Origin of the sequence: Aromatoleum sp. (assembly GCF_032027225.1) — a bacterium.
In the GTDB taxonomy this organism is placed as follows: Bacteria; Pseudomonadota; Gammaproteobacteria; order Burkholderiales; family Rhodocyclaceae; genus Aromatoleum.
This window is the reverse complement of sequence record NZ_JAVSMM010000001.1, coordinates 430342-449581: the sequence shown is the minus strand read 5'-3', so window position 1 is coordinate 449581 and position 19240 is coordinate 430342. Positions and strand designations below refer to the sequence as shown.

General features: G+C 63.7%; 16 protein-coding genes. 5 read left to right on the top strand and 11 right to left on the bottom strand.

Annotated features, from left to right (window positions below):
* Nucleotides 1–4 precede the first annotated feature (4 nt).
* The 5 genes from ROZ37_RS02190 (at nt 5) to nosZ (ending at nt 8863) form a co-directional block, all read left to right on the top strand.
* A complete protein-coding gene (locus ROZ37_RS02190) occupies nt 5–1489 on the top strand; it encodes an AMP-binding protein (protein ID WP_312657130.1) in 1485 nt (494 codons plus the stop codon).
* 83 nt (nt 1490–1572) lie between these two features.
* Entirely contained in the window at nt 1573–2967 is a 1395-nt protein-coding gene (locus tag ROZ37_RS02185) for an MFS transporter (RefSeq protein WP_312657128.1), read from the top strand.
* A 153-nt stretch (nt 2968–3120) separates the two neighbouring features.
* Nucleotides 3121–5274 (top strand): PAS domain S-box protein, encoded by a 2154-nt coding sequence (locus tag ROZ37_RS02180; RefSeq protein WP_312657126.1) that lies wholly within the window; start codon nt 3121–3123, stop codon nt 5272–5274.
* Entirely contained in the window at nt 5250–6626 is a 1377-nt protein-coding gene (locus ROZ37_RS02175) for a sigma-54 dependent transcriptional regulator (protein WP_312657124.1), read from the top strand. The genes ROZ37_RS02180 and ROZ37_RS02175 overlap by 25 nt, the downstream gene beginning before the upstream one ends.
* Nucleotides 6627–6937: 311 nt before the next feature.
* Nucleotides 6938–8863, top strand: a complete 1926-nt coding sequence (gene nosZ / locus ROZ37_RS02170) for a TAT-dependent nitrous-oxide reductase (RefSeq protein WP_312657122.1) — start codon at nt 6938–6940, stop codon at nt 8861–8863.
* A 159-nt stretch (nt 8864–9022) separates the two neighbouring features.
* On the opposite strand, the gene ROZ37_RS02165 is transcribed toward nosZ, so the two are convergent.
* From ROZ37_RS02165 to ROZ37_RS02115, 11 genes are all read right to left on the bottom strand, one after another.
* Nucleotides 9023–10147, bottom strand: coding sequence for an ABC transporter permease (locus ROZ37_RS02165; protein WP_312657121.1), 1125 nt, complete (start codon nt 10145–10147; stop codon nt 9023–9025).
* Nucleotides 10144–10287 (bottom strand): hypothetical protein, encoded by a 144-nt coding sequence (locus ROZ37_RS02160; RefSeq protein WP_312657120.1) that lies wholly within the window; start codon nt 10285–10287, stop codon nt 10144–10146. The genes ROZ37_RS02165 and ROZ37_RS02160 overlap by 4 nt, the downstream gene beginning before the upstream one ends.
* 6 nt (nt 10288–10293) lie before the next feature.
* The gene (rbbA, locus tag ROZ37_RS02155; protein WP_312657118.1) at nt 10294–13035 is read right to left on the bottom strand and encodes a ribosome-associated ATPase/putative transporter RbbA; all 2742 of its coding nucleotides are present in this window, start codon (nt 13033–13035) and stop codon (nt 10294–10296) included.
* Nucleotides 13035–14105 carry an HlyD family efflux transporter periplasmic adaptor subunit gene (locus ROZ37_RS02150; RefSeq protein ID WP_312657116.1) on the bottom strand — a complete coding sequence of 357 codons (1071 nt, stop codon included), beginning with the start codon at nt 14103–14105 and terminating at the stop codon, nt 13035–13037. The genes rbbA and ROZ37_RS02150 overlap by 1 nt, the downstream gene beginning before the upstream one ends.
* A gap of 286 nt (nt 14106–14391) precedes the next feature.
* Nucleotides 14392–15207 (bottom strand): restriction endonuclease, encoded by an 816-nt coding sequence (locus tag ROZ37_RS02145; protein WP_312657114.1) that lies wholly within the window; start codon nt 15205–15207, stop codon nt 14392–14394.
* A 22-nt stretch (nt 15208–15229) separates the two neighbouring features.
* A complete protein-coding gene (locus tag ROZ37_RS02140; RefSeq protein WP_312657112.1) occupies nt 15230–15862 on the bottom strand; it encodes a hypothetical protein in 633 nt (210 codons plus the stop codon).
* Between the two features lie 153 nt (nt 15863–16015).
* Nucleotides 16016–16390 (bottom strand): hypothetical protein, encoded by a 375-nt coding sequence (locus ROZ37_RS02135; RefSeq protein ID WP_312657110.1) that lies wholly within the window; start codon nt 16388–16390, stop codon nt 16016–16018.
* Nucleotides 16391–16498: 108 nt separating this feature from the next.
* Nucleotides 16499–16996 (bottom strand): SHOCT domain-containing protein, encoded by a 498-nt coding sequence (locus ROZ37_RS02130; protein ID WP_312657108.1) that lies wholly within the window; start codon nt 16994–16996, stop codon nt 16499–16501.
* Between the two features lie 174 nt (nt 16997–17170).
* The gene (locus ROZ37_RS02125; protein ID WP_312657107.1) at nt 17171–17551 is read right to left on the bottom strand and encodes a hypothetical protein; all 381 of its coding nucleotides are present in this window, start codon (nt 17549–17551) and stop codon (nt 17171–17173) included.
* A 118-nt stretch (nt 17552–17669) separates the two neighbouring features.
* Nucleotides 17670–18749, bottom strand: coding sequence for a protein kinase domain-containing protein (locus tag ROZ37_RS02120; protein WP_312657105.1), 1080 nt, complete (start codon nt 18747–18749; stop codon nt 17670–17672).
* Nucleotides 18746–19150: a DUF3010 family protein gene (locus tag ROZ37_RS02115; protein ID WP_312657103.1), complete on the bottom strand. Its 405-nt coding sequence runs from the start codon at nt 19148–19150 to the stop codon at nt 18746–18748. Before ROZ37_RS02115 ends, ROZ37_RS02120 begins: the two co-directional genes overlap by 4 nt.
* Between the last annotated feature and the right edge of the window lie 90 nt (nt 19151–19240).

Below are 19240 nucleotides of genomic sequence, written 5' to 3'. Positions count from 1 at the left end.
GCGAATGAATGCAGCTGAATACCTGCTCGCGTCCGGCGCCGATACGGCGATCGCGATCGAGAGCGACGACGGGCAAGTGACGTACGGCGAGTTGCGCGAAAGGATTCGCGTGGCGGCGGGCGCGTGGCGGGCGCTCGGTCTGAAGACCGAGGATCGGGTCGTCGTGTTCGCGCCGGACAGCATCGACTGGGTCGTCGCCTACCTCGGCGTGATCTGGGCGGGCGGCGTCGCGATCGGCGTCAATCCGCGATTGTCTGCGCGCGAGCTTGCGCCGATCCTTTCAGAAGGCGAGCCGCGCTTCGTCTGGTGCGAACGCGACGAGGCCGCGCTGCTCGTCGGCGATGCGCAGATCTCGGTCGAGATCGTGTCGAGCGGGCCGGGAACGTCGAACTGGGCGCAATACCTCGCCGCGGCCGCGCCGATCGACGCCGTCGCACGCGACGACGAGGACCCTGCGCTATGGATCGGCACGTCGGGAACGACCGGAGTGCCGAAGGGGGTCATCCACGCGCAGCGCACGGTGCTCAACGCGCACTCGTTCGCGTGCGGAATCCTCGGGCTGACCGCCGGGGACCGGCTGTATGCGACGTCGAAGCTCTTCTTTGCGTATGCGCTCGGCAACAGCCTGTTTGCAGGCCTGCGCGCGGGGGCGACGGTGATCCTCGACCGGCAGTGGCCGACGCCGGAGCGCGCCGAGTACATCGTCGAGCGCTACGCGCCGACGCTGTTCTTCTGTGTGCCGACGCTCTATCACAAGATGCTGCAGTCGGGCGCGGGAGAACGGATCGGGCGCGCCGGCATCTGTCATTTCGTCTCCGCGGGCGAGGCGTTGCCGCCGACGATCCGCTCGGCGTGGCGCGAAGCGACCGGAAAAACACTGATCAGCGGCTACGGCACGTCCGAGACGTTGTGCCTGATGCTCTACAGCGACGATGATTCGGGCCTGATGCGACCGACTCCGCTGACGCAGGTCCGCTACGCGGACGACGCCGACCCGATCGCCCCGCAACGCATCTGGGTGTCGCATACGGTCGTCGCGCGCGGCTACTGGAAGCGGCCCGAGGCGGATGCGGACGGTTTTCGTGACGGCTGGTTTTCGCCGGGCGACATGTTCCTGCGCCACGACGACGGCCGTCTCGAATACACCGGCCGCAACGACGACATGCTGAAGATCGCCGGCCAGTGGGTCAGCACGCTGTGGGTCGAACAGGCGCTCACCGCGGCTTGTGGCGACACGCTGCACCAGATCGCGTCGGTCGGTGTGTCGTCGGCGGACGGTCTCACCGCGCTCGCGGTCCTCGCCGTCGCCGCTCCCGGCCGCGAGAAGGAAGCGCGGCGTCACATGGAAGCCGGCATCGGCCAGCTCCCCGGCCATCGCCGCCCGCGCTGGATCCACTGGCTCGAGGAACTCCCCCTGACGCCGACCGGCAAGCTGCAACGCGGACGACTGCGTGCACTGCACGAGCAGCTGACGGCGGTCGCCGCCTGAAACGACGTACATCCGAGCGGCCCGGAAACCCTGCCCCGGCGCCGCTCGAGATTCCCCTTCCCGCACCGGCACAGGAGACATCCATGTCCAACAAAGCGGACGTAGACGTACAGACGTTCATCAACGAGCAGCCGTTCTCGCGTTTTCAGTGGCTCATCTTCGCGTTGTGCTTCCTGATCGTGTTGCTCGACGGATTCGATACCGCCGCGATCGGCTACATCGCACCCTCGCTGATCCAGGAATGGGGCGTCACGAAACCGGACCTTGCGCCGGTGCTGAGCGCGGCGCTCTTCGGGCTCGCCGCCGGCGCGCTCGGGTCCGGACCTTTGTCCGACCGTCTCGGCCGCCGGCTCGTCCTGAACGTGTCGGTGCTGGTGTTTGCAGTCGCCTGTCTGGCCTCGGCCTTCGCCCATGATCTGCACAGCCTGACGGTATGGCGCTTCATCACCGGCCTCGGACTCGGCGCCGCGATGCCGAACGCGGTCACGCTGATCAGCGAATACTGTCCGGCGAAGCGTCGCGCCTTGCTCACCAATGCGATGTTCTCCGGCTTTCCCCTCGGAGCCGCGCTGGGCGGTTTCCTCGCCGCGTGGATGATCCCTCAGTTCGGCTGGCGCAGCGTGCTGGTGCTCGGCGGTGTCGCGCCGGTGGTGCTCATCGTGCTGATGCTGCTGTGGATGCCCGAGTCGGTGCGCTACATGGTCGCGAAGGGGATGCCGACCGAGCGCGTGCGCGCGGTGCTCAGCCGCATCTCGGCCGCGGCAGCCGGTGCGCGGTCCTTCCACCTCACCGAGGTCAGCTCGGCCGCGGAAGGCAAGCGCGGCCTGGCCGTGGTGTTGTCGCGGTCCTACGCCGTCGGCACGCTGATGCTGTGGCTCGCGTACTTCATGGGGCTCGTGATCTTCTACGCGCTGATCAACTGGATGCCGATCCTGTTCAAGGACGCGGGGCTGGACCCGAAGACCGCGACGCTCACCGCGGCGCTGTTTCCGCTGGGCGGATGCGGCGCGATCTTCTTCGGCTGGCTGATGGATCGCTTCAACGCGAACCGGATCATCGCGATCGGCTATGCGTTGACGGCCGCGGCGATCTACGCGATCGGGCAGGTCGCCGGCGAGGTCGGTGCGCTCGTGCTCGTCGTGTTCCTCGCGGGGACGATCATGAACACCGCGCAGGTGTCGATGCCCGCGCTGGCCGCGGCGTTCTATCCGACCCAGGGTCGCGCCACCGGCGTCGCGTGGATGCTCGGGATCGGCCGCTTCGGCGGCATCGCCGGGTCCTTCCTCGTCGCCGAGCTCGCGCGCCAGAAGCTCGGCTTCAGCGAGGTCTTCATGGTCGTTGCGATTCCCGGTCTGATCGCGACGGCTGCGTTGATCGTCAAGCAGTTCGCCGAGCCCGGGGTCGAGCGCGAGCGTCGGACGGGCACCGAGGCGGAGGCGCGCGCGAGCCTGCGGGAGGCGACGCAGGGCGCTCATTGAAAGGGGCGGCCGACCGTAGATGCGCCAATCGCATCCGCATCGGCCGTATCCGTGAAGCGGGCGGCTCGTCGGGTCGCCGCCCGTCTCGGGGAGCGGGCGTCATTGCGGCGGTGACGGGCAGATGACGCGTTCCTGAGGGGGAGGGGCGGCGAAATGCGTGCGGATCAACTCGAACTCGCCAGTCTCGTGGAATTCGCGCCCGAGCGGGGCGTCATCCAGTTCAGTGGCCGGCGCGCGATCCTGTTGCACACCGATGCGATGGGGGCGCTGCGCAAGGAGCTGGTGGAGACGCTCGGCGTCGCGACCGCGAAGGTGATCTTCACGCGCTATGGCTTCAGTTGCGGCCACGAGGACGCCGGGCTGCTGGCCGACTACATGCGACCGGACACGATCGAGGAGTTCGTACGCGGCGGCCCGTGCACGCACATGTTCGCAGGCATCGCGTGCGTCGAGACGGAATACGTCGAAATCGCCCGGGAGCGCGGGCGCTACCGCATGGGCGGTCGCTGGCGGCGCTCGTACGAGGCCGAACAGCACCTGCGGCTGTTCGGCCGCTCCGAGGACGCGGTGTGCTGGACGCTCGCGGGCTACGCGTCGGGCTTCGCGTCGTACGTGTTCCAGACCGACATGATCTGCGTCGAGCACGCGTGCGAAGGGCGGGGCGACGACCACTGCGCCTGGACGTTGATGAACGCCGACGATTGCCCCGATGTGGCGGAACTGCGCGAGCATTTCAAACCACTGAACATCAAGGATCGCATCGACGTGCTCGAAGGCAAGGTCTTCGAGCGCACGCGCGAACTCGAGGCGTCCGAGCAGCGCTACCGCAACCTCATCGAGGACCTGCCGGAAATGGTGTTCGCGCTGAACGCGTCCGGACGCCTCGTGCAGCTGAACAAGGCCGGGCGTACGCGGCTCGGCATCGCCGAGGACCGGTTGTCGACCTTGCGGCTGAACGACCTCGTGCTGCCCGCGTACCGCGCGCGGGCCGGCAGCTTTCTGAAGAACGCCGCCCGGCAGCGCGCGGTGACAAAGACCGACGTCGTCATGAGCGATACCGCGGGGCGGCATTTTCCGGTGCAGCTGCGGGTCGAGCCCGTGCTCAAGGACGACAAGATCGTCGGCTACAGCGGGCTCGCGATCGACATCACCGCGCAGCAGGAGCGCGAGCGCAAGCTGACCGAATACGCGGCGCGGCTCGAAAACCGCGAGCAGCAGATCCAGGACGTCATCAATGATGCGGTGTACATCCTCGATCTCGACGCGCGGCTGAGCTTCGTGAACAACCGCATGGCCGAGCTGCTCGGCGTGCACGCCGACGAGGCGGTCGGCCGACGGTGTGCGGAGTTCATGCCGCGCGCGTCGGCGATGCGCGTCGAAAAGGACTTCGAGCGGCGCATCGGCGGCGCGGACGGAAAGCCGTTCGAGATCATGCTCGAACCGAAGAACGGTCCGAACTGCCTGCTCGAAGTCGCCACTGCCGTGCTGTGGACGAACGGCAAACGCGAGGGCGTGATCGGCGTCGCCCGCGACATCACCGCGCGGCGCGAGATGGAGCGCCAGCTGGCGCAGGCGAACCGGCTCAGCTCGCTCGGCGAATTCGCGTCCGGCATCGCGCACGAGATCAACAATCCGCTCGGGCTCGTGTCGGGTTTCGCCGAGGAGCTGCAATCGCTGATGGATGCGGTGCCGGCGGGTGAGGGCGGGCCGGGCCTCGACGTCATCCGCCGCGGCCTCGCGACGATCCAGCAGCAGGCGCTGCGCTGCAAGGCGATCACCGACAACCTGCTGCTGTTCTCGCGCCAACAGATCGCACCGGTCGAGCCGCTGGACCTGACGCTGTATGTGCGCGAGCGGCTCGATTCCTACCAGGACACCGGCTTCGCCCGCGGCCTCGACATCGAGGTCCGCGCCACGAACGCGCCGCCGCTGGTCCGCGGCAATCCCATCCTGCTCGACCAGGTGATCCAGAACCTGCTGAAGAATGCGCGCGACGCGATGGGGGGCGCGGGCCGCATCCGCCTCGAACTGCGCGGGACGCCGGCCGGCGCCGAACTCGACGTTCTCGACGACGGGCCGGGCCTGCCCGCGGGCGTCATCGATCACGTGTTCGACCCGTTCTTCACGACCAAGCCACCCGGCCGCGGCACCGGCCTCGGCCTGTCGATCTGCTACGGCATCATGTCCGAGCTCGGCGGCCGGATCACCTGCGGCAACCGGGCCGAGGGCGGTGCGTGGTTCCGCATCACGCTGCCGCCCGAGGACGCCGCAACGGAGGGACCATGCCCGCGAACGCCCACATCCTGATCGTCGACGACGAGGCGCTGTACCGCCAGCTGCTGACGAGCCGCCTCGGCCGCGCAGGTTATCGCCTCAGCGAAGCGGAGAACGGCGAGGCGGCGCTCGAATGCGCGGCGCGCGGCCCGGTCGACCTCGCGCTCGTCGACATCAGGATGCCGGGCATGGACGGCATCGAACTGCTACAGCGCCTGAAGGCGCTCGACCCGCTGATCGAAGTCGTGATCCTGACCGGCCACGGCCACGTCGACACCGCGATTTCGGCGATGAAGCTCGGCGCGTTCGATTACCTGTCGAAGCCGTACAAGCTCACCGAGCTCGACATCATCGTCGAGCGCGCGCTGGAGCGGCGCGCGATGACGGCGCGCTGCGCGGGGCTGAGCGCCGAAGTCGCGCATCTGCGCGGCGGCGACGAGCGCGGCGTGATCGGGCAGAGCCCCGCATGGCAGCGCACGCTCGCGCTCGTGCGCAAGGCCGCGCCGCTCGACGTGCCGGTGCTGATCACCGGCGAGAGCGGCGCCGGCAAGGAAGTCGTCGCGAGCGCGCTGCATCGCTGGAGCGCCCGCGCCGCCGAGTCCTACGTGCCGCTCAACTGCGGCCTGCTCGACGACGACCTCGTCGAGAGCGAGCTCTTCGGTCACAAGCGCGGCGCGTTCTCCGGTGCAAGCGCCGACAAGGAGGGCCTGTTCCAGGTCGCGAGCAGCGGCACGCTCTTCCTCGACGAGATCGGCGAGCTTCCCGCGGCCTGTCAGACGAAGCTCCTGCGCGTGCTCGACAGCGGCGAATTCCGCCAGCTCGGCGCGACCGCGCTGCGTCGCACGCACGCGCGCGTCATCGCCGCGACGCACCGCGACCTCGAAGCGCTCGTCGCCGAAGGCAAGTTCCGCCACGACCTGCTGTATCGGCTCAACGTCGTGCATATCCAGGTTCCGCCGTTGCGCGAGCGGCGCGAGGACATCCCGCTGCTCGTCGACCACCTGCTGCGCCACGGCGCGTCGGGCGTGGCCCGTCCCCCACGCCCGACGCCGGAAGCGCTTGCGCGGCTCGTCGATTACCGCTGGCCGGGCAACGTGCGCGAGCTGCGCAACGTCATCGAGCGCCTCCTCGTATTCAACGACGGCGACACGATCGACGAAGCGACCGTCTGCTCGATCCTGTCGATCCCGCCCGACAAGCCTTCCGCTCCGGCCGAGCGACGGGCGTTTTCCGGCATCACGCCGCTCGATGAGTTCGAGCGCGAGTACATCGTCTGGGTGCTCGACAAGCTCGACGGCAACGTCAGCGCCGCCGCCGCGGCGCTTCGCGTATCGCGCTCGACGATTTATCGCTTTCTGCGCGACGCTCAACAGCCCGCTGCCTAGCACGCGGCCGGCGGCTGCGCGCGGGGCGGCCGTCCCGAGCAGTTCGACCCCGCCTGCGTCGCTGGCCGGCTCCGTCCCGGGAGCCGCCCGACTCTCTGTACCGCTCGGATTTGGCGCACTCTGTAACTGTTGCGGTGCCGCACTGCAGGGCAACATCGGGTTCAGGCATCCGCCGCTGCGGCTGCCGCCGATCGCTCCCATCCGGATGCTTGCGGCCTGCGCGCACCCGCGCGACGGCGCCGTTCGTGCGCCCCCGTCCGCGCTCCGGATCGGCCGGCGATATTTCCTTCTGATCACGGAACCAAGATCACATGAACGAGACTTCATCCAGACAGCCGGCGGATCTGAGCCGTCGTCGATTCCTGAACACGACCGCCTTCGCTGGCCTTGCCGGCGCGGGATTGAGCGTCGGCCTCGCCGCATGCAAGCAGGATACGGGCGCAGCTACCGCCCAACCCGGCGCGGCCGCCCCCGCGTCGCATTCGGATTCGTACTCCGTCCCGCCGGGCCAGCTCGATACCTATTACATGTTTTCGAGCGCCGGCCACGCGGGCGACGTTCGCGTCTTCGGCCTGCCGTCGGGTCGGGAGTTCAAGCGCATTCCGGTCTTCAATACCGACTGCATGGTCGGCTGGGGCATCACGAACGAATCGAAGGCGATCATCGGAACGAATCCGGACGGCTCCGTGAAATTCAATACCGGCGATACGCACCACCTCCACCCGTCCTATACGGACGGCACGTACGACGGCAAATACCTGTTCGTCAACGACAAGATCAATTGCCGCCTCGCGCGCGTCCGTCTCGACACGATGGAATGCGACAAGATCACCGAGATTCCCAATATCCAGGGTTTCCACGGCACCTTCCCCGACAAGTGCGACCCGGTGGACGCTGCGATCAATCACACGACGCGGGTTTTCTGCGGTGCCGAGTTTTCGGTTCCGCTGCCGAACTTCGGCAAGGGCATCGACGACACGGCGGGCTACAGGTCGCTCTTCACGTGCGTCGACTCGGAGTCGATGGAGGTCCGCTGGCAGGTGCTGATCGACGGCAACTGCGAACTGGTCGCCACCGCGTACGACGGCAAGCTCGCGGCGACCACGCAGTACAACAGCGAGATGGGCACGACGTACCCCGACATGATGTCGGCCGAATGGGATTCGTGCCTGTTCTTCAACGTCGCGCGCATCGAGCAGGCCGTCAAGGACGGCAAATTCAAGACCTACGGTGACTCGAAAGTGCCGGTCGTCGACGGCTCGAAAGCGGCGAACGCCGATCCGAAAACCGCGCTCACCTGCTACGTTCCGATCCCGAAGAACCCGCACGGCGTCAATATCAGCCCCGATGGCAAGTATTACGCGTGCGCCGGCAAGCTCTCGCCGTCGGGCAGCCTGATCGCGCACGAGCTCGTGCTGAAATGGTTCGACGGCGAGCTTGGCGAACCGCGCAAGGCCGTCGTCGCCGAACCGGAACTCGGCCTCGGGCCGCTGCATACCGCGTTCGACGGCCGCGGCTACGCGTACACGACGATGTTCCTCGACAGTCAGATCGTGAAATGGAGCATCGAAGGCGCGATCAAGTCCTACCAGGGCGACAAGGACGCGACCGTCGTCGTCGAACGCCTCGACGTGCATTACCAGCCGGGCCACGGCTTCACGTCGATGGGCGAAACGCGCGAATGCGACGGCAAGTTCCTCGTGTCCGACAACAAGTTCTCGAAGGACCGCTTCCTCCCGGTCGGCCCGCTGCATCCCGAAACCTCGCAGCTGATCGACATCAGCGGCGACAAGATGGTGATCGTGCACGACAACCCCGTGTCGTCCGAACCACACGACTCGATCATCATCCGCCGCGAGATCATCACGCCGAAGCAGATGTACAAGCTCGACGACTTTCCGAACGCGGTGCGCGACGCGAAGGAATCAGGCGTATTCCGGGACGGCAACAAGGTCACAGTGAAACTCGTCAGCCAGGCGCCCGCATTCAGCCTGCCCGAATTCCGGGTGAAGAAAGGCGACGAAGTCACCATCATCCTCACCAACCTCGACAAGATCGAAGACCTGACGCACGGTTTCGCCATCCAGCGCCACAACATCAACTTCATCGTCAACCCGCAGGAAACCAAGTCGGTGACGTTCAAGGCGAACAAGGCGGGCGTGTTCTGGTGCTACTGCACGCATTTCTGCCATGCGATGCATATGGAAATGCGGTCGAGGATGGTCGTCGAAGCCTGACCGTCCCTCGTTCCGCCGATCGGCATCCGGTCAGGCGGATGCGGTCGGTATTCCGGGCGTTTTGTCTCCGTCTCCCACTCCGAGCGGTACCGTGGGGGATGGCGAAGTCCGGTCACGACATGGGTAGGGATGAGCGGAACGCGCCGCGCCGCTCGCCTTTCACGCCATCAATGAGATTGTCTTGCGAAACCGCGACAGTGCGATCAGGAAGAACACCAGCCCGATCGTCGCGATCGCGAGGAACTGCGGCCACACGATGTCGAAGCCCGCGCCGCGATAAAGGATCGCCTGCGCGGCGGAGACGAAATGCGTCGTCGGCGCGGCGAGCATCACGCTCTGCGCGAACTCGGGCATGCTCTCGCGGGGGGTCGTGCCGCCCGAGAGCATTTGCATCGGCAGCAAGGTCAGCATCATCAGCAGGCCGAACTGCGGCATCGAGCGGGCGACGGTCGCCATGAAGATGCCCATCGACGTCGTCGCAAACAGGTGCAGCGCTGCGCACGCGAGAAAGAGCGCGACTGAGCCCTCGATCGGCACGCCAAGGGCGCCGCGGACGACGACGGCGATCGAGAACGCCGTCGCGACGAGCACGACGACCCCCATCGACCACACCTTCGCGAGCATGATCTCGGTGGGCGTCACCGGCATCACGAGCAGGTGCTCGACGGTGCCGTGCTCGCGCTCGCGGATCAGCGCCGCGCCGGTCAGGATGATCGACAGCATCGTCACCGCGTTGATGACCTCCATCACCGAGCCGAACCACGCGGCGGTCAGCGACGGGTTGAAGCGCGCGCGCAGCGCGAGCTCGACCGGCGGCGCGGCGCTGCCGCGATAGCGCTGGACGAATTCCTGGACTTCATCGAGGACGATCTGCTGGATGTAGCCGCTGCCTGTGAAGGCCTGGCTCATCCGCGTCGCATCGACGTTGAGCTGGACGGCGGGCGAGCGGCCCGCCAGCACGTCGCGCTGGAAGTCGGGCGGAATGTCGAGCACGAAGGTGTAGCGGCCGGCGTCCATCGCGGGGTCGACCTCGGGCAGCGACACGATGACGGGGTGCTGGAAGTGCGGCGGGTAGAACGCCGACACGATGCGGGCCGAAAGGGGCGAGGCGTCCTCGTCGACGATCGCGATCGCGGCGCGGCTGAGCGAATCGGGCATCGCGGTCGCGGCGACGTAGATCGACACCGAGAAGGTCCACACGATCAGCACCAGCATCGTCGGATCGCGCAGCAGGCTCCACCACTCCTTGATGCCGAGGCGGTAAATGTTCGATGCGCGGCTCATCTCGGAATTTGTGGATCAATCTGTTGCGTGTGCCGATCGGTGCCTTGCTCATGCGCCCGCTCCTGGATCGTCTGCTCCACATGTCCCGTCGCCCGCTCGATCGCGCCTTGCACCCGACTCGCCATTGTCGATTCCTTCATGGGTTCTCAGCGTTCCTGCTTCCGCAGCAACGCGATCGCCAGGCCGATGATGACCGGTACCGACAGCAGCATCGGCACGAATGCGCCCTGCAGGTCCGACAGGTCCAGGCCCTTGCCGAACACTCCGCGGCTGATGATGAAGAAATGCGTTGCCGGATAGATCTCGCCGATCAGCCGTCCGGGCCCTTCGAGCGAAGACACCGGGTTCAGCAGCCCCGACAACTGGGTGGCGGGCAGCAGCGTGCCGATCATCGCGACGAACATCGCGGCGATCTGGCTGCGCGTGAAGGTCGACGCGAACAGCCCGAAGCCGGTCGAGAAGCCGATGAAGATCAGCGCCCCGAGCGCCAGCGTCATGAAGCTGCCGGTGAGCGGCACACCGAACAGCGTGACGGCCAGCAGCGTCATCAGCAGGAAGTTCACCATCCCGAGCACAAGGTAGGGCAGTTGCTTGCCGAGCAGGAACTCGGTCCGCGTCACCGGCGTGACATAGAGGTTGATGATCGAGCCGAGCTCCTTCTCGCGCACCACGGACAGGGCCGTCAGCATCGACGGGATCATCAGCAGCAGGATCGGTATGACGGCGGGGACCATCGCCGGCAGGCTCTTCACGTCGGGGTTGTAGCGGAAGCGGGTTTCGATCGTCGCCGCGCCGGCATCCACGCTCTGGCCGAGGCGTGTCCTCGCGAGCTCGACGAGCCACGCCCGGTGCATCCCCTGCACGTAGCCCCGCACCGTTTCGGCCCGCGACGGCATCGCGCCGTCGATCCACGCACCGATCTGCACAGGCGTTCCGCGCTTCACGTCGCGCGCGAAGCCGGCCGGGATCTCGATCGCGAGCGAAATCTCACCGCTGCGCATCCGCCGGTCGAGGTCGGCGTAATCGGTAACCGGCGGGCGTTCGACGAAGTAGCGCGAGCCCGAGAGGTTCAGCACGTAGTTCTGGCTCAGCGTCGTCTGGTCGCGGTCGAGAACGGCGAAGCTGAGATCCTCGACGTCCATCGAGATGCCGTAGCCCATGATCAGCATCAGCAGCAGGCTGCCGACCAAGGCGAGCGTGCCGCGAACGGGATCGCGCCGCAGTTCGAGCGCTTCGCGCCCGCTGTAGCTCAAAGCGCGGGCGAGGCTGAAGCGTCGGCGCGGCGCTGAGGGGGCAGGCGGCGGCGACTCGGACGTCTCGGTCTTCTCGGCGGCCGCTTCCCCCTGCGCCCCGGCCTCCTCCAGGTAGGCGATGAAGGCGGCTTCGAGCGTCGCCGCGCCGCGCTTGCGCACGAGTTCAGCCGGCGTGTCGCTGTCGAGCACGCGGCCTGCGTGCATCAGCGAGATCCGGTCGCAACGCTCGGCTTCGTTCATGAAATGGGTCGAGATGAAGATCGTCACGCGATCGTTGCGCGCGAGGCCGATCATCAGCCGCCAGAAGTTGTCGCGCGCGATCGGATCGACGCCCGAAGTCGGCTCGTCGAGGATCAGCAATTCGGGCTTGTGCACCATCGCGACCGCGAGCGACAGCCGCTGGCGGATGCCGAGCGGCAGGCTGTCGGGCAGCGCGTCCACGACGTGGTCGAGACCGAAGCGCGACACCATCTCGGCCACGCGCGCCGGAATCTCCGGCTCGGGGACGTGAAACAGTCGCGCGTGCAGCACGAGGTTCTGCCGCACGGTGAGCTCGGAATAGAGCGAGAACGCCTGCGACATGTAGCCGACCCGCGCCCGCGTCGCGAGATCGTGCGGGTCGACCTCGGTGCCGAACAGCCAGGCCTTGCCCTCGGTCGGCGGCAGCAGGCCGGTCAGCATCTTCATCGTCGTCGACTTGCCGCAGCCGTTCGAACCGAGAAAGCCGAAAATCTCGCCGCGGCGGATGCGGAAATTCACGTGATCGACCGCGGTGAAATCACCGAAGCGCATCGTCAGGTCGCGCGCCTCGATCGCGATCGCCTCGTCGCCCGTGCCGAGCGGCGGCACGACGACACGCTCGTGGCCGCGGGTTTTCTCCTCGGGCAGCAGCGCGATGAACGCCGCCTCGAGCGAGTCCGTGCCGGTGCGCGCGTGGAGCTCGCGCGGCGTGCCGGTCGCGAGGATTTCGCCCGCATCCATCGCGACGAGCCAGTCGAAGCGCTCGGCTTCGTCCATGTACGCGGTCGCGACGAGCACGCTCATGCCCGGCCGGCCGTCTCGAATGTGGCCGATCAGGTCCCAGAACTGGTTGCGGGCGAGCGGATCGACGCCGGTCGTCGGTTCGTCGAGGATCAGCAGGTCCGGATCGTGGATCAGCGCGCAGCACAGCCCGAGCTTCTGCTTCATTCCGCCGGAGAGCTTGCCGGCCGGACGGTCGAGGAATGGGCGCAGGCCGGTCGCCCCGGTGAGGGTGTCGATGCGCCGCCGCCGTTCGACCGCGTCGTGGCCGAAGAGCCGGCCGAAGAACTGCAGGTTCTCCTCGATCGACAGCGTCGGGTACAGGTTCTTGCCGAGCCCCTGCGGCATGTAGGCGATGCGAGGGCACACGGCATTGCGGTGTGCGCGGCTCGACATGTCGCCGCCGAGCGCTTCGACGCGGCCTTCCTGCACCGCCCGCGCCCCGGCGACGAGCGCCAGCAGACTCGATTTGCCGACCCCGTCCGGGCCGATCAGCCCCACCATGCGGCCGGCCGGAATATCGAGATCGACCGCGTCGAGCGCGAGCGTCGTCCCGTAACGAAGCGTGACGTCGACGAGGCGGGCAGCGGGGCCGTCGCCGCGGTTCGTGTTCATTACGGAACTTTGACCGCGAGCGACTCGGGCCATTCGGCCTGCGGGTCGAGCTTCAGCCACGCCACGCCGGGCAGGCCGGTCTTCACCTGTTGCAGGTGCTGGCGCAGCAGCTCGGGCGCGATCTGCGCCTTCACGCGGAACATCAGCTTCTGCCGCTCGCTCGCGGTCTCGATCGTTTTCGGCGTGAACTGCGCGGTCGATGCGACAAACGACACCTTCGCCGGAATCACGTAGGCGGGCGCCGCGTCGAGGATGATCCGCACGTCGCTTCCGAGCGCGACCTTTCCGGCCGCTCTCTCCGGAAGGAAGAACGTCATGTAGACGTCCGCAAGATCGACGAGATTGAGCACCTTGCCGCCGGCGCCGAGCACCTCGCCGGGCTGTGCGATGCGGAACTGTACCCGTCCGTCGCGCGGCGACTTGAGCCGGCTGTCGGCGATGTCGGCGTCGATGCGCGCCACCGTCGCCTCGGCCGCAGTCACCGCGGAGCGCGCTCCCACGAGCTCGGCCTTCGCCGCCGCGACCGCGGCGCGCGCGGCGGCCACCTGCGCCTTCGCCGCAGCGAGCGTGGCCTGCGCGCCGCGCGCATTGGCGCGGTCGTCGTCGTGCACCTGGATCGACACGGCGCCGTCCGCGGACAGCGCCTGCGAGCGGGCGAGCCGCCGACCCGCGGCGTCGAGCTCGCTTTCGCGCTGCGCGACGACGGCCTTGGCCGTGGCAACGTCGCTCTCGCGCGCCGCGACCGCGGCCTCGGCGCTCGCCACCGCGTTGATCGCCTGCTGTTGGCGCGCCGCCGCCTCCGCGCGCTGCGCCTCGAGCACGTCGATCTGCATCTGCGCGAGCGGCTCGCCGGCGCGGATGAAGTCCCCTTCATTCGCGAAGATGTCCTGCACGCGGCCCGCGAGCTTCGTCGCGACGTCGATCTCGGTCGCCTCGATCCGGCCGTTGCCGCTGATGAACGCGTCGCCCGGGCCGGACGGTTTCATTGACTGCCACGCGACCAGGCCGGCCGCAACGAGCGCGACAGCGACCGTGGCGAATACGAATTTGTTCTTGATTGCCGGTTTCATTCGTCCGTGAGCCCCGTCGTGATCCCTATTGGGGATGGGAGAAGCGCCTTTCACTTCTCGCTGAAGTTATCCAACATAGGTTGGATTGTACCCCGCGGAGGGTGGACGAGCCCGGCGGCCAGGGCGAAACAAAAAACAAGCCATCTTCCTCGTACGGATTTTCTAGGAGTTTCATTCAGCAATACGCTCCGCTGGACGAAAAAAGTGCTTTGTTCCTAGGTTTGTTTGGATCGCTCGCGTATCGGAATAATTAAACGTGGTCTGTCCCCTGTTTCTGTTGCTAGGTCTAAATTTCGAGAAATTTTCGCCATGGCTCTGGGTTTGAGGATTTTGTTAGTTTGAGGACGTCAGAAAATCTGGAAAAATCATATAGCGTGTAACTCTCAAGGATTCCAAGATCTACCGCCTGCGCCGCAGCTTCATTACAAGGGTCGGAAAACTTGCTACAAGTTGAAACATATATGCAGTTTCTACTTCCTTTTAATAAAGTTGCTCCAATTAGCTCTCTAATCCCACTTACACCCTCAACATGGGAAAGTGACCGACGTCGTTTCACTTGAACGACTGTTGGGCTATCTGATTGAACCAAAATAAGATCAATGCCGCCATCATGTGATTTGCCAACGTGCTCTACTTCGCATGAAAAATGCTCTGAAAATACTGACTGAACGAGTTTTTCCATTTGAGAGTCATGAATGTGAATAACGTCATCAAAGTTCTGTCTCAAATATTTTTGCAGTGTTCTAATTGGAACATCCTTGCTGTGCAAATCATATTTCTTCAAAACGGCATTCTTGACAATAGTAGAGATTCCTTTTATGTCACCATCAGTCTCCTTGTAGGTATGTATACGCCACCATCCGCATTCACTACAACATGACACATATTCGTTTACATAATGGCACCCACCACCTAGCCAGCTGGGGTTTTCATTCAAGCTATTTTCATGTGATCTATTCGTGGAAGACTTACAGAATGGACAAGTCGATGTATTGGCCTCATCAAAAAGTTTGTATATTTCTGGCTTAGATAATGAGTCAGGACTGGGATCTGCAAAGGCGTCAGCCCTAACGTATTCTTCGTAGGAAAATAATTTCTTCATTGTCCTGAGACCTAACGTAAAGCTAACCGGCGCTGCGCCGCTCTTTGGCGCAGCGTCCAGCGACCAAAGGGAGCGAGGTTAAGCGCCGGGTTAGATTGCGGCGGCATAGATGAACCCGGTGACGAGGAACCCCCAAGAAGAATAAGGCTTGCATGGCGGCAGACAACCCTTGCCATTGCATCCCTTTGATCACTGGGAGGTAGCCGATTTGTGGATTGTTTTCGTATTTCTTGAGCTGCCGATTAACAAACCATGCTACCCAGCGTGGTAACGGGGCAAAAAACTCACGGAGCACTCGCTCAATGCGTATGCCTGTTTCCAGCGTGATGCCCCACGCGGCAGCACCTTCTTTGATTCTCTTCTCTTCTTCTTGATGTTTCGCAAGATGCTCAGCAAACGTTTTACGTACCGCAGCCCCTGTTGCGATTTGAATCTTGCAACGTAATGCGAACATTCTCGAAACCAGGCCGAACAGACAGGAGAGGCACAAAAAGGCGCCACAAGTGAGAAATCCTGAGTGCTTGATGAACGGAACAAGCTTGTCTGCGTTAGTAATGAAGAATGACGCTACCGCAGCGGTGCCAACCAAGAGCCACGTTGAGAATGTCTCGACTGGTTCGCTTGCATTGAAGCTTGCGTCGAACATCGATGACACGATTGCATTCTCTGCGTTTTGGCGCGCGAGGCGGTTCCACTCTCGGAGTGACTCGGTATTAGGATCGTCTGGCATGAGCAATCTAACGTGCGCCTTCAGCGAACGGCAAACGCGCAGCTTTTGACGGTCCGCTGCAAGCAGTTGTTGGACAATTCAAACATTTACGTAGAGAATCGGATTGGAGTTTCCGCGCTGGAAATAATGGGCAACGGAATTATCAATGTACTTTGACCGTACCGCTTCGGGCGCCACAGCACCCGTAAACTCCCAGCGGCCCTCAACCTCAATGTCTTTACGCGGCCGCGTCTGATACTCCGTCGTCCCGGCAGGGTGCCACTGAGCAATTGCAAAGACCTCTCGTACAATGCCGTCGGCAACCGAGAGGGCAAGTCGCGCTTGCTCTCTTCGCTCGCCAATTTTCCACACGCCTCTGGTGGCTTCGTAAAGTGCTTGGCGCGACATCGTAGCCGTCCAGAGCTTTGGAATTCGGATTAGAAGAGCCGGCTCGCTAACTGTGACTTCGCTCATTACGGTCTTCCTTCTCGTTGAAGCGGCTATTTATTGCCCAACGTAAAGCTTCAGGCGACGGCAAAATGCGCAGCTTCTTGACGGTCGGCTGCAAGCGCTTGTTGGGCATTATGGTGCCGCAAGTATTTTGGCTTTCTCGCGCTCGTACTCTTGCTGCGTGAGTGCGCCATTGTCCAGCAGCCTTTTCAAACGTTCGATTTGCCCCAGCTTGTCGATAGCTGGCGAATCCGAAGAATTGGAGGAGATCGGGTCCGTGCACTCAAAAAGCCATTCAACGCGTGGAAAGTTGCCCAGGACATGGGGTCCTTTGGACGTTGTTTCCTGTAGCGGTCGAGCTCTCTTTCCCTTACGATCGCAGTGCTTTGTGGCCATTTCTTCAACTGTCTCGCGGACACTGCTCACCGAGACAAAGCCGGACCCTCCTTGATAGAAAGCACGGTAGACCTCGGCGCCTGGAGTAGGCTTTTCCAGTTCGGTCGTTTCTCCTCCATAGACCGCGCCGTCGAACTGGGATGTGCTGCTTGCGCCGGGCTGCACAGGTGGATTGCTTGCGCAACCCAAAAGAACAGAGGCAGCCAGGAGTGATACGACGCGGATGGGAGTCATGAATATGTGTTGTGCTTGTGGCTTTTTCGTGAGCCCCAACGTTTGAGGCGAGCGGCGTGCCGTAGGCACGTCCGCTTGACCGAATGGTTAGAACTCTGGCACCAAGCGCGACGAAGCCTTGATCTTGGAGTTGCAGCCATTGCACAGGTGCTCACTGGAGCCATAGAACTCCCCTTAATGCTGAAGGATGCGCTTTGTACCCTCATTGAAGCAACGAGCGCAAAGCCAATGCGCCGGCTCAATTCGCGCCGCTTCCTTCTTGAGCGCGAAAACGAACACCCCTGGCTCGAGCGCAGTGAGTTGATACCGTTGCTTCTCTTGATTCCAGGCCTCGGCCCGAGCAAGTTGCTCGCGCAGCCTGCGAATTTCTTCCGCCATTGCGGCTTGATCTGAGTTTGCCGCGAGAGCACTACTTTGGGCCGAAAGGATCGCGCTTTGGAGCTCGATGACTTTGCCTTGCACTTCTGCCATGGACTTGACCTCAAGGAAGCCCTTCGCCATGTCCGAAGCGACCTGCAGGCCCGAGATGGTGCCTTGAATGAGTGATAGATCCATGCGGGGGGCTCTGAGAGTTCTAACGTTTGACATGAGCGGTGACCGACCGGCGCAGCCGGTTGGGCATCCGCTCGATGGAAGGGTTAGCCCGCAGTGTGTGGCCCGGCTTCGCAAATCGCTATGTGATGTTCGCAACCAACTGCTTTAGTGGCGCGGATGCCAAACCGGGCTGTCTGCGAAATGCTCCGCCGTCCTTTGAGAGGTACGCTTGGTAGAGCCCGCCCTCCTCATCCAGCGGGCGAACCTCGACTACTCGGCCGGGCGCGCGATAGACGGCAATCTCACCCTCCCACTGCCAGTTGGAAACCGCCGCACGCATCTGCGTCAACAGTGCTGCCACCTCTGCGACGGTGCCGGGACGCTGCATTGGGTCGATGTTGGTGAGAGTCCTCAGAACTCGCTTAGCGGCTCCATTGACCCATGGCGGGAGGCTGTTGTAATCGAGTAGCTTGCCCGTTTCCGCTCGACTGCGAATCACATCGTTGACGAAGATGCACTTGTCGGCCCAGCCACCTAGTCCGTCGTAGTGCCGGCGCTCCTTGCTGCTGAGGTAGTTCTCTCCGTCGTAGGGAAGTGCGCCACCCAGCAACTGATAGGTGACAAGTCCGATCTGATAGATGTCGCCCGCGAACCCGTACTGGCCTGTTGCGAAGGACTCCGGAGGTCTGAACAGAATGCTGTGCTGAGAGGCGCTCACCTCGCTCGCCCCATTTGACAAGGCTCGGACGCTGCCGAAGTCGGCGATTTGGGGCGATCCAGCTTGCATCACGATGTTCCCAGGCTTCAGGTCACGATGCAGCATTCGAAGGGAGTGGATGGCGCTCACGCCGTTGCAGATTCCCAGCGCGGTGTCAATCGCGATGTGGGCAGATGGTGCCGTGGCGATCAGGTCATCCAAGTCGCCCTCGAAGCAACGCGGGGTTATGAAGTACGCCCACTCTGCGGACACATCTTTCGCATCAAGAATGGACAGCACGTTCGCAGAGCGGATTGCGCTCAGCTGCCGGGGCTCGTCGTGCCGAGCATCGCCTGGCGCACCCGCGTAGAACTTGATCGCAATGGCCGCTCCGGTTATTCGATTGCGTGCGAAGTACAGGTATCCGTTCGCACCTCGAAAGTTTGGCTCGAAGTCACCGTAGTGATCGGAAAGTTGTTCAAGCGTGGCTTGAACTTCGGCCGGTGGGTCTTGATCACTCACTTGAGCTTCTTTGCTAGAGCCGCGTGCGCCGCCTTGAGAGCGGGCTGCAGGTAGGCGCGCAGCGTGTCGTCGCTGGTAGTGCATGCATTGATTCGGGCACCAGAAACGAAGTCGACTTCACAAGGCGAGTTGGCGAGCAATATTCCCTCCATCTTGAGCGACGCGGCGCCTGCTCGCATCTGCCCTGACTCCGGCTTAGCCTTAATCCCAATCAATTTTGGGGAGGCAAGATTCAGAAGGGCAGAGACCGCACTTTGAAATGCTACAAGGGCATCTCGGGATCTCGAATCACCCAGCACTAGTTTGTTCGCCTGAACAACGCAAATTTCATTGGCGTCCGCGAGTTCAATAACCACGTAATGCATGGTGCTCGCAGAAAACTCTACTCCCATGACTTGCATAGATTTCTCCCAATACAGTTGATCGCACTGTGGCTCTGCTTCGTTTGGTCGCCGACCGACTGCTTACGTATGAGAAGACTGAGCAAGCAG